Genomic DNA, 18,252 nt, shown 5'->3' on the forward strand with positions numbered 1-18,252 from the left:
CCTCTCAGGTCAGGGGTTTCTCGCCGATCGTGATCGCCACGTCACGCGCCTTGCCGCCGCGCACGATCGCCAGCGTGACCGCGGCGCGTGCGCTGTCCGGCCCCAGCCGGCGGATCAGTTCGCGCGGTCCGCGCACCGGCTCGCCGTTCCAGGCGGTGACGATATCGCCCAGCGCGATGCCGGCGGTCTTGGCCGGCCCTTCGTCGTCGAGCCCCGTGACCATGGCGCCCTGCACAGGGCCGTGGCGGATGGGATACAAGCTAGCGCCGAGGTAGCCGCGCAGGACGTGACCTTTCTCGCGCAACGTCGCGACGGTCCGCTCGATCGTCTCGTAGGGGATTACCAGCGCCCGGCGGCGCGGGCCGAAGAGCAACATCCCTATCAGCGCGCCCTTGGCGTCGAGAGCCGGACCGCCCTCGAAGCGACCGCCCGCCGTGACTGCGAGGTTGATACGGCGGTCAATCGCACCGCCACGCAGCGAGCGCCACGTCGGCCCGACCTCGCCCACCGTGCCGAGCACCGCAAGAGGCGAAGTGCCGTCACGCCCGGCTGTTACGACGATGTTGCCGGCACGCACCGGCCCAGCTTTTGCGAAGCTCGTACCGGCTGCCGGTGTCGCTGGCTTCAGCAGGGCGATGCCCGTCGAGGGATCGCGGCCGATCAGCTCGGCCTTCACGGTCTCGCCGCTGGGTAGGGTGACCTGCAATTCCTCGTCCGGCTCGACGGTTTCCTCCGCGGCGACGTAAAAACCGTCGCGCCAGTGGAAGGCCGTCGCGGTCCGGCCATGACGGGTTGGAAAGCTCGCGGTCAGAGACGCCGCTTGTTCGGCTATGTCGGCGACCGCGTCGGAAAAGGCAGCAAGGTTGAAGCTTGTCATCACGCACTCCTGGGTTCGGCCATCTGGGCTTTCGATACCCGGATATTGCCGCACCTGGTGGCGCTTCCAACTCGCCTGACGGCTAGGAACCGCCGTCACTAGCCATGCGGTCAGGTCGCGGCGCCCCGGCGCGCACAGCACATATAGGCACGGATTGTCCGAATGACACGGAGGCCCCGATGGCCCTGCCTGCGACTGACCTGCAGCCCCATGATGCCGGTCTTCTTGATGCCTACTCTTCCACCGTTGCCGATGCGGTTGACCGCGTCGGCCCGGCCGTGTGCCGTATCGGGCCCATTTCTGACGGCCGCGCCGCAGGCCAGGGTTCGGGGTTCGTCATCGCGCCCGACGGGTTGATCGTCACGAATTTCCACGTTGTCGGCGAGGCACGCGCCGTACGTGTCGCCATGCCCGACGGCACATCCGCCGAGGGGCGCGTGCTTGGCCGCGATGCCGATACCGACATTGCCCTGGTGCGTGCCGACGGTCATTTTCCTGACATAGCCCCGCTCGGCGATTCAAGGCGCCTGCGTCGCGGCCAGATCGCCATTGCCATCGGCAATCCGCTCGGCTTCGAATGGACGGTGACGACTGGCGTCGTCTCGGCGCTGGGCCGCTCGATGCGCGCCTCGACAGGCCGGCTCATCGACGATGTGATCCAGACCGACGCCGCGCTCAACCCGGGCAATTCCGGCGGGCCGCTGGTATCGTCGGCCGGCGAGGTTATCGGCGTCAACACCGCAATGATCCGCGGCGCTCAAGGCATCGCCTTCGCCGTCGCTTCGAATACGGCCGCGTTCGTCATTACCGAGATCATCCGCTTTGGCCGCGTGCGCCGTGCCTTTATCGGCGTCTCGGCCGATACAGTCGCTCTGCCCCGGCGTGCCGCACTGCTTTCCCAGGTGACCAGCCGCACGGCGGTGCGGTTGCGCTCGGTCGAGACGGGTGCACCTGCTGCGAAAGCCGGTTTGAAGGAAGGCGACATCATCGTCGCGATCGATGGCCACGCCGTCGGCGGCGTGGACGATCTGGTGCGGATGCTGGACTCCGAAAAGATCGAAAGAGAAACGGTGTTTACGGTGGTCCGCCGTTCGGAGGTCAGCCAGGTGACGGTAACGCCGGCTGCACGTGCCTGACTATGGCTTGCCGGTCTCCCTGCTCTACTTCTCCTGCGGGATGGGGGTCCGCGCATTCGTAAGGACCCTCGAGCACCGGCAAGGGATTTGCCATCGGCGTCAGCTACTCATGGAGACCCACATGGCCGATACTTCACCTGAACAGAACAAGGCGCTTGTGCTGGAAGCCTTCGATACGCTGTTCAATAAGCGCGACTATGCCGCGGCGAAGCAATTCTGGTCGGACCAGTACATTCAGCACAGCGCACATATTCCTCCCGGCCGCGATGGCCTGTTCAACCTTGTTCGCGCCCTCCCCGACACTCTTCGTTATGAAAGTCATGTGATCCTCGCCGAAGGGGACTACGTCATCGCGCATGGCCGCTTTTCGGGCCACGGGCGCCCCGCCTCATGGGTCGCCGCCGACGTCGTGCGAATGGAAAACGGCAAGCTCGCCGAGCACTGGGACGTCCTTCAAGACGAAGCGACCCAAGCGGAATCCCTTAGCGGTCTGCCGATGTTTGGCGACCGTTTTCCGGCTTGAGGGAGACCGCTGGTAGGCTTGCATAGATGATCGACACTCCGAGCCAACCCATCATCGAAACGCGACGGCAACAGATGTTTCCTGTTTTGGAGCCGGCCGAGATCGAGCGCGTGCGGCGTTTTGGCAAGGTTCGCACGTATGAAGTGGATGAACCGCTTGCGACTGCCGGTCAGGTAAGTCCCGGCCTTGCCATCATCCTGGCCGGTGAGGTCAAAATTACTCAACGCAATCAGTCCGGCAGTCGCAGCGAGATCGTGACCCACGGGCCAGGCGCTTTCATGGGTGAATTGGCGCAGCTGGCAAATAGACCGGCGCTCGTCGACGCCCATGCGAAAGGACCGGTCGAGGCCTTGATCCTGCCGCCTGAACAACTGCGGGCCCTGCTGATCGCAGAAGCGGAGCTGGGGGAGCGCATCATGCGCGCGCTGATCCTCAGGCGTGTCGGTTTGCTGGAGACAGGCGCTGGTGGGCCTGTGATCGTGGGTCGCGCCCAAAATGGCGATGTGCTCCGGCTTGAGGGCTTCCTTCAGCGCAATGGACACCCACGCCAACGGCTCGACCCCGAGACCGATCCGGAGGCCAGAGCGCTGATCGACCGCTTTCACGTGGATGTCGGTCAATTGCCGATCGTGCTCTGCCCGAATGGACAGCTGCTTCGCAATCCGACCGAGACCGAGCTTGCCCGCTGCATCGGTCTACTAGGCCCAATCGATCCGGAACACCTTTACGATGTCGTCATCGTGGGGGCAGGGCCGGCCGGTCTCGCGGCCGCCGTCTACGCCGGCTCGGAAGGGCTTTCGGCGCTCGTGCTCGATTGCCGTGCCTTTGGCGGGCAGGCCGGTGCGTCCGCCAGGATCGAAAACTATCTCGGTTTCCCGACCGGCATCAGCGGCATGGCGCTCATGGCGCGTGCCTACGGCCAGGCCCAGAAGTTTGGAGTCGAGATGGCCATTCCCGATGCCGCGCTTGGTCTGGATGCGAGAGAGGTCGGCGATGGTCCCATGACGCTTACACTGAGCAACAATGAACGCGTTACCACGCGCTCGATCGTGATTGCGACCGGCGCCCGGTACAGGCAGCTCCCTGTCGACGGTCTGGGGTCCTTTGAGGGGACGAGCGTGCATTATTGGGCGTCTCCGCTCGAAGCCAAGCTCTGTGCAGGCGAGGAGGTCGCTCTGGTGGGCGCGGGGAATTCCGCGGGACAGGCAGCCGTCTTCCTGGCGAGCCACGCTTCCAAAGTGTGGATGTTGGTGCGGGGCGCTGACCTTGCCGCCACCATGTCTCGCTATCTTGTAGACCGAATTAGCGGTCTACCAAACATTGAGCTTCTGACGGAAACCTCTGTTACTGGCCTGGAGGGCCGCGACGGTTTGCTGGAGGCGATCCGTTGGCGCAACCGGGACTCTAAGGAGGAAGTTCGGCAACAGCTTCGTCACTTGTTCTCGTTTATCGGTGCGGTTCCGAACACGGGCTGGCTGTCGGGCTCCGGAGTTGAACTTGATCCCAAAGGCTTCATTCTCACCGGCACCAATTCGAGCCGGCATCCCCTGGAGACCAGTCACCACCGCATCTATGCCATAGGCGATGTGCGATCAGGTTCGGTGAAGCGCGTTGCGGCAGCAGTCGGCGAAGGTGCGCAGGTCGTGGCGGCCTTGCACGCCGCCTTGGCTTCGAACCAACGCTAGACGCCACCGCGCTAAGTCCTACCCACGCCGCCTTTCGAGGGGCGCTCGAATCGGTAACATTTTGTGCAAGCCGTCGAGGCTGGCAAAACAAGCACGAGCATTGGCGATATATCTGGGACCTGATCGGCACCTGCCCTAAAACGTGCGAATGGCTACCTGCCCCCGAAACGATCCCGATAGAAGCCAGGCGTAATTCCCAGGCGCTTCAGAAATGCGCGGTGCAGGGCGTCAAGGCTGCCAAAGCCTGACCGTTCGACGACGCGCGCCAGCGGCCAATCCGACGTCTCCAACAACGTCTTTGCGCGATCAATCCGGGCGGCCTCCACGAATTGCGCAGGTGTTGTCCCGGTTTCCTTATGGAAAGAGCGCGAGAAGGTTCGCTCGCTCATGCCAGCGCGCGCGGCAAGCGCGGGACCGGACAGGTCGCCGGTCGGGTCTTCGATGATTTCATTCAGTAGTTTGCGCAAACGCGGCGTGGCGTTGGCCTGTACCGCCAGGCCCGTACTGAACTGCGACTGCCCGCCAGGCCGGCGCATGAAGAGCACCATTTGCCGAGCGACCGCGAGCGCGGTTTGTGCTCCACAATCAGCCTCCACCAACGCCAGGCACAAATCGATCCCTGCCGTGATGCCGGCAGAGGTGAACACCGGTGGCTCGGCAACAAAGATCGCGTCCTGCTCAACTTCGATCTGAGGACGAAGCTCCTTCAGCAACTCACATGAATTCCAATGCGTGGTCGCGCGTTTTCCATCAAGGAAACCGCCCGCCGCGAGCACGAAAGCGCCCGTACAAACGCTGGCGAGCCGTCGTGTCACGGCTGCGCGCGATTGCAACCAGTTGACCAGGCTGGTCTCGAAGATGACTGCACGCAGCCCTTCTTCGCTGCCGCCCGCAACAATGATCGTGTCTATCTCATCGGGCAGGCCATCGAGCGCCACGGCCTCGCCGAGATGAATCCCGGCAGCCGAACTGCATTTCATCGCCCCGCCCGTCGGGGAGGCGAGCACAACCTCATAATGAGGCGCATCCTTGGGCAAATGCAGGTTCGCCATCGCGAAGACCTCCATGGGCCCCACGACATCAAGAGCCTGGACGCCCTCATAGCCGATCATCGCGACCCGTCGTGTGTTGAGAACCGAAGTCTGCATTGGCGTAAAATGCGATAAGTATGACATTTTCGCCAGTGCATATTGAGCCTATTTTCGCGCCGCTTCCATCAGCCTCCATCACCACGGATAGATTATGTGCCGATTGCTTCTAAAGGTCCTCCTGCTCCTTCTGTTGGCACTGCCAGCTATCGCGAACATCGACCAAGCCTCTGCCGGAGCGGAAGCTTCCATTCAATTGCCGCCTCCAAAAGCCGGACGAACTCGTTCGCTCGTGGCCATTGCGGCCGACAATGCCGGTACGGAAACAACCGATCTCATCGTTCCCTACGGCGTTCTGAAGGCGGCGGGTGTTGCTGATGTCGTCATCGTCTCGACGCATCCAGGCGTGGTTGGCCTTATGCCCGCGCTCGCGATCGAGCCGGATACCACCATGTCCGAGTTCGATGCGGCAAGTCCTAGCGGAGCCGACATCGTCATTGTGCCCGCCATGCATGACAGCGGGAACAAAGCGGTCATCAGTTGGGTGCAGGAGCAATCCGCCAAGGGGGCTATTGTCGTCTCGATCTGCGAAGGTGCCTGGATCTCTGCCCGGGCCGGCATTCTCGAAGGCAAAGTGGCAACCACGCACTGGTATGCGTTCGACGATCTCGCCAACGCCTTTCCGACGACACGGTGGGTTCGAGATCAACGTTATGTTTTCGACCGCAATGTCTTGACCACCACGGGTGTCACCGCGTCCATTCCTGCGAGCCTCGCCCTTGTCGAAGCGATCGCAGGACGTGCAAAGGCGAGCGCGGCTGCCGCCCAACTGGGCGTCGCGGACTGGACTGCAGTGCATGATTCAGGCCCGTTTCGGCTGACAGCGGGGCGCATCTGGCAAATCGGCAGCAACTTCCTCGCTTTCTGGGGGCACGAAACTCTTCAGGTACCGGTCGAGGCCGGTTTTGACGAAATCGCGCTGGCGCTCACCGCCGATGCGTGGTCCAGGACCTATCGCTCTCATGCAGTCGCGGTCGGGAAGTCTGGCCCGATCCGGTCACGTCATAGCCTGATGCTGGTGCCGGATAGAAATGCCGCTTCGGCCTGTCCGGACATCAGCATTCCGCAAACCGCCTCCGCACGGGCGCTCGATCATGCCCTGGCGGAGATCGCCGCTCGCTATGGCAGCTCGACCGCAGGCATTGTCGCCCTACAGCTTGAGTACCCGACGCGTCAGGCTGGTGCTTACTGATAAGCTCGGTGCTACGCCGTCGGACCGTGGCCCGGACCTTCAGACCGGGATCTCCCACGAGGATTTGATTTTCTGCATCGGGATTTCCGTCTTGATGTTCCGGACCCCCTTGATGCGGCCGAGGTGCTCGATCTGGAAGCGCCGATAGCCTTCGAGATCTTCGACGACAACCCGCAGCAGGAAGTCGCTGTCGCCGGCCATCAGGTGGCATTCGACGACTTGCGGAAGTTTCTTGATCGCCTCGACGAAGACGTTGACGGATTCCTCGTCCTGACCCGTCAGCCAGACGCGAGCGAATACGGTCAGCCCCATCCCGACCTTTGCCGGGTTGACGAGCGCGACATAGCGCTCGATGACACCCGCCTGTTCCAGTTGGCGCACCCGGCGCAGGCAGGGCGAAGGGGACAGGCCGACACGGTCGGCCAGATCGATGTTCTGGATCCGACCATCCTGCTGCAATGCCCTCAGGATCGCCCGATCGATTGAGTCCAACTCAGTTGGCATGCGATTTCACCAAAGCCGCTCAGTTTGATTGTGCGTGCCAAACTTTCCGACAATTGAGCCATGAACGCAATCTGTGACCCCGCTGACTGATGTAGAACCCCGCGATCGTCGGACTTCACAGTGCATGGCTTCGCTCTCATGACAGACACAAATTTCACTCTCGACACTCCTGTCGAGCGAAGCTCTTTCTCCGAAGCCTTCCGCGGTCTCAGAGACGCCCTGCCGGTCATGCTCGGCTTCGTGCCCCTCGCGCTGGTTCTTGGTTACCAGGCAGCTCAGAAGGGGTTCAGTCCGATCGAGGTGCCGCTGCTGACCGGGCTGAACTTCGCCGGCGGCTCGGAATTCGCGGCCATCGAACTCTGGACCTCGCCGCCGCACATCTCGCTGATCGTTGCCATCACCCTTCTGGTCAACAGCCGGCATTTCCTCATGGGTGCAGCCCTGGCTCCGCTGATGCGGCATCTGCCAAAACGCAAGGCGTTTCCCGCCCTCTTCTTCATGTGCGACGAGAGCTGGGCCATAGGGCTGGCCGATGGGCGAAAGGCCGGCTCGCGCCTGAGCCTTGGCTACTACATAGGCGTGTCGATCAGCCTCTATCTCACCTGGGTCGTATTCACCAGCGTCGGAGCCCTGGCCGGCCCTATCCTCGGAGATGTGAGGCGCTTCGGCTTCGACATGGCGTTTCCGGCCGTCTTCCTCGTGATGCTCGCGGGCATGTGGAAGGGCGTTTCCGCCGCGCGCCCCTGGCTTGTCAGCCTTGTCGTGGGCGCGGCAACCTATCTTCTCGTCCCAGGCGCCTGGTACGTCCCGGTCGGTGCGTTGTCGGGCGTTGCCGCTGCATTTTTCTGGGCGAAGTGATCATGATCGACCCGATGAACTTTCTAACCATCCTTTTGATGGCGTCCGTCACCTACCTGACGCGGATCGGCGGTTATGTCCTGCTGCGCAACCGCACGCTGAGCCCGCGCGCGAAAACGGTTCTGGAAAACGCACCCGGCTGCGTGCTCATCACCGTGATCGCACCGAATTTCGTCACTGGCCATCCGGCCGACATTGTGGCACTCGGCCTCACCGTGGCCGCTGCGACGCGGCTTTCGATCCTGCCGACCGTGCTGGTTGCAATCGTCTCGGCGGGCGTTTTGCGGAGCCTTCTTGGATGACGAAGATCGACGAACAGGAGTTTTGGGTTCGAACCAGGGAGGGCCGTCTTTTCGCAAAGACTTGGACGCCCGACGCTCAGGAAACGACCTATCGCGCCCCGATCCTGCTGTTCCACGACTCTCTCGGCTGCGTGGAGCTCTGGCGCGGTTTCCCCGCCCTGCTCGCCTCGGCAACCGGGCGACGCGTCATCGCATATGACCGCCTTGGCTTCGGCCGCTCGGACTCGTATCCGGGCCAGCTGGAGTTCGATTTCATCGCGGCGGAAGCGCGCCATGTCGTCCCGCAACTGGGCGAGCAACTTGGCTTCATCGAGTTTGTCGCGTGCGGGCACAGCGTCGGGGGTGGCATGGCCGTGGAAACCGCAGCGCATCTGCAAACGCAATGCCAGGCACTGGTCACCATCGCCGCTCAGGCCTTTGTCGAAGACAAGACGCTCGACGGGATTCGCGTCGCGAAACGGGATTTCGAAGATGCCGCCAATTTGGCCAGGCTGGCGAAATACCACGGAGACAGGGCCAGATGGGTTGTCGACGCCTGGACCGAGACATGGCTGGCGTCCGAGTATGTGGACTGGAATCTGGACGCCTCGCTTGCGGCGGTGCGTTGCCCGACACTAGCGATTCACGGTGAATGCGATGAATACGGATCAGCCGCTCATCCGAAGCGCATTGCCGAAGGGCGGGGATCGACGCTGATCCTTCCAGAGACCGGACACGTGCCGCACCGGGAGGATGACAGGCTTCTCGCCGACGCGATCGCCGAGTTTCTCAGTCTGGCATAGTTGGCCACGAGGGCCCAGGTATTCTGAGCCGATGGGCCCGCAGCGGACAGATCGCTACGGGCCGATAAGTTGGCTCAGTTTAGCCGATCTCAGCTCGCCAGCCGATGTCTAGCCATCATGCCTGCTGCGTCATGGGAATACGCATCCATAGGCTTGTTGCCCATCCGGAATTGAGCAAGCAGGTCGTTCAGAGCGACCACTTCGTTTGCCAGCGAATGGCTGGCAGCCGTCTGCTCTTCCACCATTGCGGCGTTTCGCTGCGTGCCCTGGTCGATGGAGTTGATGGCTGAGCTGATCTCGTTCAGCGAGCTGGATTGCTCTCGGGTGGCGGCCACTATGGCCGAAACGTTCCGATCGATTTCCTGCACCCGCTTGACGATTTCGTCCAGCGCGGCACCGGTCTCGGTGACCAGTTCGACGCCCGTGTGAACCTGCTCGCCAGATTTGGTGATCAGCATCTTTATTTCCCGCGCGGCCGTCGCCGAATGTTGCGCGAGTTCCCGGACCTCCTGGGCGACAACCGCAAATCCCCTACCCGCATCGCCAGCCCGCGCTGCTTCCACGCCTGCGTTAAGCGCGAGCAGATTCGTCTGGAATGCGATCTCGTCGATCACGCCGATAATGTTGGAGATTTCCTTGGAGGAAGTCTCGATGCCGCTCATCGCCGTCACGGCACGCTTCACAACCTCGCCGGACTTCTCGGCGCTTGCCCGCGTGCGTTCAACCAAGCCGCCGACTTCGTCCGCTCGCTTGGAGGTATCCTTCAGCGACGAGCTGATTTCCTCCATAGCGGCCGCAGTCTGCTCGACAGCTGCAGCCTGCTGCTCCGTGCGCTTTGCCAGATCGTCAGACGCCGACATTATTTCACCGGATCCGGCCTGAATGGCCTCGGCGTTCTGGCCAACGGAAAGCAAGGCCGACTGCAGTTTTTCGACCGAAGCGTTGAAATCTAGCCGGACCTGGTCGAGCGAGCCAGCAAAGTTGTCCTCGATCCGATGGGTCGTATCGCCGTCGGCAAGCTTCTGCAGGGCTTCGGCCAGAGAGTCGACGGCAAAGCGCGTCTGACGTTCGCGTTCGGCGGCTTCTTCGGCGCGGCGCTGCTCCTCCATCGCATTGCGATTTCGAGCTTCTTCCGCTTCCATTTCCAGGCGGTTCTTCGCAATGGTTGCGTCGCGGAGGATGGCCAGCGAGCGAGCCATCTCGCCGATTTCGTCCTGCTTCGTCGCTTGCGAAAGATCGACCTCGGTCTCCCCGGCGGCAATTCCGACGGTCGCGGTCATGACCTTGTCAAGCCGCTTGCGGAAGCGCGTCGCGAGCAGGAAGCCGACAACAGTCATCAATCCCGCCGCAAGCGAGATGACGGCGATCGAGGTAATGACCAAGGAAGACAGGCTCGCCAACAAGACCGATTTCGGCACCGAGACCACGGTATACCACGTGGTGTCCGGCAGCAGACGGACTGGAACCGCGACCGCAATGCTGGTGTCGCCCGACGTTTCGACGAGATTTGCAGGCTTGCCCGGGCTCGCAATCAGGCCACCCCAGGCACCGGCGTCCAGGCCGGAATCCTTTAGCGCTTTTCCGCGGACGGTCGCTTCGGGATAGCTGACGATGCCGCCCTTGCCGGTGACGAGCGCCACATATCCTTGACCCAGTGGCTTGATCTTGGACAGGTCGTTGGCGAGGCTGTCGAGGGCAATATCCGCCCCAACCGTTCCCTTGAAGGCACCGTCGAAGAGCAAGGGCGCCATGAACGATGTCATCACGACATCCTTGCCGGCGATGCTGTAGCTGAAGGGCTCCATGAGCACTGGTTTGCCCGTCTTCTTGGGGATGAGATACCAGTCGCCGGCACCCGGCTTCTCGTAGTCGACCAAGGCCTCCAGTCCGACCTTGCCGCCGTTCCTTACGAAATAGGGGATGTAGCGGCCACTATCGTCATGTCCGGGCGCATTGCGATAGTCAGCATCTTTCCCGTCAAAAGCGTTGGGCTCCCAAGCGGTGCTGAGGCCGAGCGCCCAGGTGTTGTCCTGCATCCAGCGCGAAAACAGGCGATTTGTCGCTTCCCGATCCGGAACCGCGCCATCTTTCGCGGCAATCAGGCTGGACCTGGCGTTATACGTCAATCCTTCCACGCGGCTGAAGTAAGTCTCGACGCGCCTTGCGCTCTCCTCGGCGATATTCGTCATTTCGGAGAAGGAGCGCTCTTCCAGCGCTCGATGCGAAAGCAAAACCAACACGCCTGCCGTGGCAACCGTAGTAAGGACACCCGTCGCCACAATGGCAAACATATTGCGGCCAGTTGCCGTCTTCGGAAACATCGAATTCCTCCCTGTCGCCCAGCAGTGCGTCCGCCGGGGTATCCTCCCTGAGAACGAAACGTGCCAGGGCTTCACCTAGGACGAATTCATTTCGCCAATAGCGATAACGTGCCCTTCGTTTTCAAAAAGCTAACGTAGGTGTCACCTGAGACGACGAGCTTTTTGCAACTCTGCGCATCTACTTGGGGTGTGAAGTTCTTGGGCAAAGTCGACTCAGACGAGAGGCACGTAGCTATCCTCGACATGCATCTGCTTTGGCATCGAACGCTATCGACAGGTGCCGCTTTTCAGCGACTTCACCAATCGGGAGACGATTGGGTCGAAATTCTTGGCCTGATCCTTGTCGTATTCGAGCCGGAAGTAGGCAGCGGCGCCGTCGCAGACGGGAACCGCACGTTCATAGAAAACCCGGTCCCCCTTCAGGCCTGACCAGCTCGCCCAGGTCGGCGCCTGTTTTCGATACGTGACATTCCAGCCGTCGGAGGCAACCAGATCGATGCGCCCTTTCACTTCGCTCTTGAAATTATCCTCGAGCAGATAGCCACCCCAGACACGAAGTTCGGTGCGGCCATCGGAAGATTGTGAAACCCCGCCGTCACCATTGTCCGCTTCAGAGATCGCCGAAAAGCCGGGGAGAATGCCGACCCAATATTGGTATCGAGCATTGCCGTAATGCTGCCAGTCCGCGGCATGAGAAAACCCCGGGACTAGAACGAAGAGGATAGCGGCAAGTGCAATTGTCTTCATCGCTTCAACGTGCTGACGCACACTCCGAAGAAAATTCATGGCCACGGAAATAGACGATCGAATTTCCCATAAGAAATATCATTGTCCGAGGATCGCCAATGCCGAAAATCCGGCAAGCCTCCAATTCTAGGCGCTCGTTAGACTATTCGTTAAATCGTGCGGGATAGGTTGCAGGTCGAACCCGGCATGCAACCCACCAGTTCGGCCGGTGAAATCCGTTTCCGCCTTGCGACGGTCCCATGGAGCGCCCCGAAATGAACTCACCATTGAGCATGCTTGTGCAGGCACGAGGTATGCTTTGGGGTGATTTCGAGGTCGAGACTTTCGTCCAGCCGTCGGATATCGAGCGCGAATGGCGCCAGCTTGAGGCGAGCGGCGTGGCCACGATTTTCCAACGCTACGACTGGGTCGACGCCTATGTCCGGCACGTGCTGCCGCACGAGGATGCACGGCCTGCCATCGTGCTCGGTCGGCTCGACGGCAATCCGGCCTTCATCTTGCCTCTCGCCATTTCGAGAGTAGGGCTGGCTAGAATAGCGTCATGGATAGGCGGCAAGCATTCCGGCTACAATTTCGGCCTCTGGAGCCCCAAGGCGGCCGCCGTGATGGCCTGCCGGCCGCGCGCCGAGATCGAAACCATGCTGGGAAGCATGCTTGAAGGCGCCGACTGTGTGGTGCTTGGCCGGACGCCCAAAATCCACAACGGCATCCCCCAGCCCCTTTCCCCTTTGCAGAGCAGCACTTCGTCCACGGAAGGCTATTCCTTCGACATCGACGGCGGTTTCGGAGCTGTGCTGGCGAAAGGCAATAGCGGCACGCGCACGCGCAAGATCCAAAGGCGGGAGCGCAGGATGGCAGAAGCCGGCGCCCTGCAATACAGGATGTTGCGAGACCCGGCGCAAGCTGGCGCCGCGCTCGACTTCTTCAGCGAGCACAAGGCGCTGAGGCTAGCCGATCAGGGCCAGCCCAACAGCTTTGCTGAGCCGGGCGTGACGGATTTCTTCCGCGAATTGCTGGAACGCTCCGAGACCATGCAGGAGCCGCTGCTGGAAATGGCGGAGCTTTCGGTTGACGGCAAGACCCGAGCCGTCATCGGCTCCGGAGTTCACAACGGCCGCGTGAACGTCTATTTCATGACCTTCGCCAGCGACGAGCTCGCAGCTTACAGCCCCGGCCGCGTGCTTACATTCAGGCATATCGAGGACAGTTGCGAGCGCGGCATAGCCGCCTATGACCTCGGTGTCGGCTACGAGGATTACAAAACGCATTGGTGTGATGTCATTCATGAGTTGGATGACATATATGCGGCGTTCACACCCATCGGCACTGCCACGATCGCCACAATTCGGCTCGGGCAGGCGACCAAGAATCGCATGCGCCAAAACGAGTTGCTGTGGCAGCACCTCAAATCGGCCCAGGCGTATCTTTCGCGCCGAGCGTAGCTGTGTCGGCGCCGATGCGCGCCTGATCCCCGCAGCGACTTCCTCAGAGATCAGCCTCAAGGTTGCTTTGCATCGCTGCCGTTAATCACAACGCAACCGCAGCTTGCTAAGCCTGCCCCATGTTGAAGCGGTTGAACTGGTATGCGCGGCGGCTCGCCGTCATGGAGCGCGGCGAGATTCGCCATCGCGTTCGCGAGCAATTGGCGCGGCGTGCCGCGCGGCGCGAGCGTGGAGACTGGTCGGATTTTGCCATGCCCGACTCGCGGTCCACGTCGTTGCGCCTGTTCACGCCACTGTTCGAACCCACCCTCCCCGCGTTGGTGGAACAACAATTGAAAACCGCGGCGGAAACGCTCCGCTCAGGCCGTCCCAGGTTGCTCAATCGCGATTGGCCCGGATCGATCCTGGACGGCTCCGGGCGCGTCGATCCCGCGTTCTGGACCCTCGACCCGGTCAGCGGCGCAACCTGGCCTGGCGCCGAGCGCTCCGCATTCGACATCGATTTCCGCTTCGAGGCCGGACATGGCGACGTCAAATATGTCGCCGAGGCGAACCGGCTGCATTTCCTGGTGGCGCCGGCAATTCATGCCCGCCGGGCACAGGACGCGGAACTCGCCCAGGCGATCCTCGGCTCCATCAACTCATGGATGGAGGCAAATCCGCCCGGCCGCGGGGTGAACTGGTATTCGGGCATCGAAGCCGGATACAGGCTGGTCTCGCTTTCATGCATCGTCGCTGCACTCGATCCATGGATCGATGCCGCGACCGGCGAGCGGCTGGCCGCGTTCGTGGCCGCTCACGGAGCCTGGCTGGCGCGTTTTCCCTCGCTTCATTCGTCGGCCAACAACCACCTCGTTGCCGAGGCGATGGGGCTCGTTCTCGCCGCGCGCTTGCTGCCCAACCACCCGGATGCAGTTCGGTGGCTTGCCGCCGGTCAGGCGCATCTGGAAGACAGAACCCTCGCCCTGTTCCACGAAGACGGCGTGGGCCATGAGCAATCGCCTGCCTACAGCGCCTTCACGCTCGAGATGCTGCTGATCGGCTTTGCCACCATAGGCGCCGGCGCACCGGGACCAAAAGCACGCGAGCGATTGGCAAAAGCTGCTAGCGCATTGAACGCTTTCCTCGATGACGGCGGCCACGCGCCGCTCATCGGAGACGACGACCAGAGCCGCGTGCTCATGGCGTTCGGCAGCGACGAGCCGCGCTACATCGCCTCGATCGCTGGCGCCATAGCAGGCTTCCTCGGCCGGCCGGATCTGGCACCACCGATGCGCGATCCGCACTGGCGCGACACCGTGTTCGCCACGCCACCATGCAGCCCTCCGCCGGCCGATGGCACCACCACTTTCCCGCAAGGTGGCTACACGGTTCGGCGGGGTGAGATCGCCGGCCGGCGCGTGCACTTCGTCTTCGATCACGGCCCGTTGGGATTTGGCGCCCTCGCCGCCCATGGCCATGCCGACGCCTTGTCCGTCTGGCTGTCGCTCGACGGCAGGCCGGTGCTCCTTGATGCCGGAACCCATCTCTACCATTCCGAGGGCGAGAACCGCCGGCGTTTCCGCGTCAGCGCCGTGCACAACACCCTCACAATCGGCGGCATCAGCCAGAGCGAGCCGTCGGGTGCTTTCAACTGGATGCCCAGGCGGGCAAAAGCGATCCTGGACTCGGTGGCAAATGCCGCGCGGCTGGACATATCGGCCTCGCATGACGGCTACGCAAAGCGCCTCGGCGTCGTCCATCACCGTCGGATCGTGGAAACCGGGAACGGCTTCGACATCACCGACCGGTTGACCGGCGCGCCGCCATCGGGCGAGGTCGAGATCGCCTTCCTGCTGGCGCCGGACCTCGAAGCATCTGTCGAGGAGCACCGGGTCGTGGCACGCCGCGACGGCCGGACGGAGTTCACGCTCACAGCCCCCGCAGGCGCCACCATCGAAATCGTGCGCGCAGACGCAGCATCCGGACGCGGCTTCCATTCACCTGGGTTTGGTGTCCTGAGGGAGGCCGCAACCGTTGTTTTCAGGGCGCCGGCGACGCAGATGCAGTGGCAAAGTTCAATACTAATAGATCCGCTAACCTGACCTTTACTTGTGTCGGATAGACCATCTGCGAGAGAATGCCAAGTATTTGAAACTCTTGGCGAAAGAACAGAAAAGTTGGTTGAGTAAGTATGAAGGTTTCCGTTTTCGGACTGGGGTATGTCGGCACCGTCTGCGCGGCCTGTCTGGCTGATCGCGGCCATGAAGTGATCGGCTGCGATGTCAGCGAGGCGAAGGTCGACCTCATCAATTCCGGCAAGAGCCCGATCATCGAGAAAGATATCGGAGAGCTTGTCGCGGCTAATGTTGCGTCGGGCCGCCTGAGGGCCACCGTCTCGACCGAGGAAGCTGTCATGAACAGCGACCTGTCGCTGCTGTGCGTCGGCACGCCGTCGCGGCCGAATGGCTCGCTCGATCTGTCGGCCGTCGAAGCGGTTTCGCGCCAGATCGGTGCCTCGCTCGCCGGCAAGAACAGCTATCACTCGGTCGTCATCCGCTCGACCGTGCTGCCCGGCACGATGTCCGACATCGTCGTACCGTCGTTGCAGGAAGCGTCTTCCAAGAAGGTGGGCGAAGGCTTCGGTACTGCCTCCAACCCGGAATTCATGCGCGAGGGCTCGGCGGTCGCCGATTTCAACACGCCCGCCAAGACGGTGATCGGCACCGACGACGAGGCCACCCGCGAGCGGCTGCTCGAGCTCTACGCCGGTCTTCCCGGCCAGATGATCCTCACCGAGCCGCGGCTGGCCGAACTCGTCAAATACACCGACAATACCTGGCACGCGCTCAAGGTCGCTTTCGGTAACGAGATCGGTAACATCTGCAAGGCGGCCGGCGTCGATAGCCACGAGCTGATGCGGGTGTTCTTCGCCGACACCAAGCTGAACATCTCCAACGCCTATCTTCTGCCCGGCTTTGCCTTTGGCGGCTCCTGCCTGCCCAAGGACGTGCGCGCGATCAACGCCTTCGCTGTCCAGAATGACGTGGAAGCCCCGCTGCTGAAGTCGCTGATGCCTTCGAACAAGCAGCAGATCGAGCGGGCGCTGGAACGCGTACTCGGCTTCGGCAAGCGCAACATCGGCTTCCTCGGCTTCTCCTTCAAGGCAGGCACCGACGACCTGCGCGAAAGCCCGTATCTGGAACTGATCGAGCGCCTCATCGGCAAAGGTTGCGACATCCGCATTTTTGACCAGAACGTTTCGCTGGCAAAGCTCGTGGGCGCCAACAAGGCCTATCTGATGAATGCGATCCCGCATGTCACGCAGCTGATGGTGCCCTCGATCGAGGACGTGGTGAAGCATTCGGACGTGATCGTGGCCACCAGCCGGTCGCCCGAATACGAGGCCGTGGTCGAGCATTTGCGGCCGGACCAGTTCCTGTTCGACATGGCACGGCTTCCAAACACCGATCAGGTTGCGGGGATCTATGACGGCATCAACTGGTAGGCGCGTCCTCATCATCGTCGAGAACCTGCCTGTTCCGTTCGACAGGCGCGTATGGTCCGAAGCCACGACCCTGGTGAAAGCCGGCTATGAGGTTTCGGTGATCTGCCCGAAAGGCAAAGGCTACACCACCTCCTACGAGGTGCTCGACGGCGTCCATATCTACCGGCATTCCCTGCCCCTCGATGCCGAGGGCGCGCTTGGCTATGCGCTCGAATATAGCGCCGCGCTGTTCTGGGAGTTTTCGCTGTCGCTGAAGGTCGCCTGGCAGCGCGGCTTCGACGCCATCCACGCCTGCAATCCGCCGGACACGATCTTCCTGATCGGCGGATTCTATCGGCTATTCGGCAAGAAATTCCTGTTCGACCACCACGACATCAACCCCGAACTCTACGAGGCCAAGTTCGGCCGCCGCGATTTTGGCTGGAAGCTGATGGTGTGGCTGGAGCGGCTGTCCTTCCGCATCGCCAACCTCTCGATCGCGACGAACGAAAGCTATCGCGACATCGCGATAACGCGCGGCGGCATGGCCCCGGACAAGGTGCATATCGTCCGCTCCGGGCCGAACCTGGACCGGGTGCGGGAGGTGGAGCCGGACCCGAAATGGCGCAACGGCCGCCGTTTCATCGTCGGCTATGTTGGAGTCATCGGCAAGCAGGAAGGACTCGATCTTCTGCTCGAGTCCATCGGCCACCTGGTAAATGTGAAGGGCCGTCAGGACATTCAGTTCGTCATCTGCGGCGGCGGTCCTGAACTCGAGGCTATCAAGGCGGAAACGGCCGCACTCGGGCTGAACGATTATGTCACCTATACCGGCCGCTGCCCAGACGAGATGCTGTTCTCCGCGCTTTCGACGGCCGACATCTGCGTCAATCCCGATCGGCCGACGGCGATGAACGACAAGTCGACCATGAACAAGATCATGGAATACATGGCGCTCGGCAAACCGATTGTGCAGTACGACCTACGCGAAGGCCGGTTCTCGGCACGCGACGCATCGCTCTATGCCAAGTGCACCGATCCGGCGGATTTCGGTGACAAGATCGCCGAGTTGCTGGACGACCCTGAGCGCCGCGCGGTCATGGGCGCGACGGGTCGGGAGCGGGTGCGCAACGAGCTGGCCTGGAGCCACGAGGCGCCGAAACTACTGGCGGCATATGACGCGTTGTTCGGGTCGCCCCGCAAGGGGCGCAAAGTCGAAACCCCTTACGCCGAGGTCGATCCCGCTACACGCGGCGGCCGGGACTAGGA

16 protein-coding genes are annotated in these 18,252 nt (G+C 62.1%); 11 read left to right on the forward strand and 5 right to left on the reverse strand.

Annotated features, from left to right (window positions below; translation table 11 throughout):
• Nucleotides 1-4: 4 nt before the first annotated feature.
• Entirely contained in the window at nucleotides 5-877 is an 873-nt protein-coding gene (locus M2281_RS05290) for a S1C family serine protease (protein ID WP_280820038.1), read from the reverse strand.
• A gap of 179 nt (nucleotides 878-1,056) precedes the next feature.
• Here M2281_RS05290 and M2281_RS05295 point away from each other — a divergent pair, with 179 nt between their 5' ends.
• From M2281_RS05295 to M2281_RS05305, 3 genes are all read left to right on the forward strand, one after another.
• A complete protein-coding gene (locus tag M2281_RS05295) occupies nucleotides 1,057-2,013 on the forward strand; it encodes a S1C family serine protease (RefSeq protein WP_280820039.1) in 957 nt (318 codons plus the stop codon).
• 121 nt (nucleotides 2,014-2,134) lie between these two features.
• On the forward strand, nucleotides 2,135-2,536 hold the full coding sequence (locus M2281_RS05300; RefSeq protein WP_280820040.1) for a nuclear transport factor 2 family protein: 402 nt from the start codon (nucleotides 2,135-2,137) through the stop codon (nucleotides 2,534-2,536).
• Between the two features lie 26 nt (nucleotides 2,537-2,562).
• On the forward strand, nucleotides 2,563-4,221 hold the full coding sequence (locus M2281_RS05305; protein ID WP_280820041.1) for an FAD-dependent oxidoreductase: 1,659 nt from the start codon (nucleotides 2,563-2,565) through the stop codon (nucleotides 4,219-4,221).
• A gap of 152 nt (nucleotides 4,222-4,373) precedes the next feature.
• On the opposite strand, the gene M2281_RS05310 is transcribed toward M2281_RS05305, so the two are convergent.
• The gene (locus M2281_RS05310; RefSeq protein ID WP_280820042.1) at nucleotides 4,374-5,333 is read right to left on the reverse strand and encodes a GlxA family transcriptional regulator; all 960 of its coding nucleotides are present in this window, start codon (nucleotides 5,331-5,333) and stop codon (nucleotides 4,374-4,376) included.
• Between the two features lie 130 nt (nucleotides 5,334-5,463).
• On the opposite strand from M2281_RS05310, the gene M2281_RS05315 reads away from it, so the two are divergent.
• Entirely contained in the window at nucleotides 5,464-6,561 is a 1,098-nt protein-coding gene (locus tag M2281_RS05315) for a DJ-1/PfpI family protein (RefSeq protein WP_280820043.1), read from the forward strand.
• Between the two features lie 39 nt (nucleotides 6,562-6,600).
• Here M2281_RS05315 and M2281_RS05320 read toward each other — a convergent pair whose 3' ends face one another.
• Entirely contained in the window at nucleotides 6,601-7,065 is a 465-nt protein-coding gene (locus tag M2281_RS05320; protein WP_280820044.1) for an Lrp/AsnC family transcriptional regulator, read from the reverse strand.
• A gap of 138 nt (nucleotides 7,066-7,203) precedes the next feature.
• On the opposite strand from M2281_RS05320, the gene M2281_RS05325 reads away from it, so the two are divergent.
• From M2281_RS05325 to M2281_RS05335, 3 genes are read left to right on the forward strand one after another with little or no spacing between them, the layout of a single operon-like run.
• Entirely contained in the window at nucleotides 7,204-7,923 is a 720-nt protein-coding gene (locus tag M2281_RS05325) for an AzlC family ABC transporter permease (protein WP_425537669.1), read from the forward strand.
• 2 nt (nucleotides 7,924-7,925) lie between these two features.
• Nucleotides 7,926-8,225 carry an AzlD family protein gene (locus tag M2281_RS05330; protein ID WP_280820045.1) on the forward strand — a complete coding sequence of 100 codons (300 nt, stop codon included), beginning with the start codon at nucleotides 7,926-7,928 and terminating at the stop codon, nucleotides 8,223-8,225.
• Nucleotides 8,222-9,007: an alpha/beta fold hydrolase gene (locus tag M2281_RS05335; protein WP_280820046.1), complete on the forward strand. Its 786-nt coding sequence runs from the start codon at nucleotides 8,222-8,224 to the stop codon at nucleotides 9,005-9,007. Before M2281_RS05330 ends, M2281_RS05335 begins: the two co-directional genes overlap by 4 nt.
• Before the next feature lie 89 nt (nucleotides 9,008-9,096).
• Here M2281_RS05335 and M2281_RS05340 read toward each other — a convergent pair whose 3' ends face one another.
• The gene (locus M2281_RS05340; RefSeq protein ID WP_280820048.1) at nucleotides 9,097-11,328 is read right to left on the reverse strand and encodes a methyl-accepting chemotaxis protein; all 2,232 of its coding nucleotides are present in this window, start codon (nucleotides 11,326-11,328) and stop codon (nucleotides 9,097-9,099) included.
• Between the two features lie 267 nt (nucleotides 11,329-11,595).
• Nucleotides 11,596-12,075 (reverse strand): hypothetical protein, encoded by a 480-nt coding sequence (locus M2281_RS05345; RefSeq protein ID WP_280820049.1) that lies wholly within the window; start codon nucleotides 12,073-12,075, stop codon nucleotides 11,596-11,598.
• 254 nt (nucleotides 12,076-12,329) lie between these two features.
• Between M2281_RS05345 and M2281_RS05350 the strand changes: the two genes are divergently transcribed.
• The 4 genes from M2281_RS05350 (at nucleotide 12,330) to M2281_RS05365 (ending at nucleotide 18,250) form a co-directional block, all read left to right on the forward strand.
• Nucleotides 12,330-13,517 carry a GNAT family N-acetyltransferase gene (locus M2281_RS05350; protein ID WP_280820050.1) on the forward strand — a complete coding sequence of 396 codons (1,188 nt, stop codon included), beginning with the start codon at nucleotides 12,330-12,332 and terminating at the stop codon, nucleotides 13,515-13,517.
• A 119-nt stretch (nucleotides 13,518-13,636) separates the two neighbouring features.
• Nucleotides 13,637-15,601 (forward strand): heparinase II/III family protein, encoded by a 1,965-nt coding sequence (locus tag M2281_RS05355; RefSeq protein ID WP_280820051.1) that lies wholly within the window; start codon nucleotides 13,637-13,639, stop codon nucleotides 15,599-15,601.
• An 89-nt stretch (nucleotides 15,602-15,690) separates the two neighbouring features.
• Nucleotides 15,691-17,004: a UDP-glucose/GDP-mannose dehydrogenase family protein gene (locus M2281_RS05360; protein ID WP_280820052.1), complete on the forward strand. Its 1,314-nt coding sequence runs from the start codon at nucleotides 15,691-15,693 to the stop codon at nucleotides 17,002-17,004.
• Nucleotides 16,985-18,250, forward strand: coding sequence for a glycosyltransferase family 4 protein (locus tag M2281_RS05365; RefSeq protein WP_280820053.1), 1,266 nt, complete (start codon nucleotides 16,985-16,987; stop codon nucleotides 18,248-18,250). The genes M2281_RS05360 and M2281_RS05365 overlap by 20 nt, the downstream gene beginning before the upstream one ends.
• Nucleotides 18,251-18,252: the final 2 nt, after the last annotated feature.

This window comes from Pseudaminobacter soli (ex Li et al. 2025) (assembly GCF_029892515.1).
Taxonomy (GTDB): Bacteria; Pseudomonadota; Alphaproteobacteria; order Rhizobiales; family Rhizobiaceae; genus Pseudaminobacter; species Pseudaminobacter soli_A.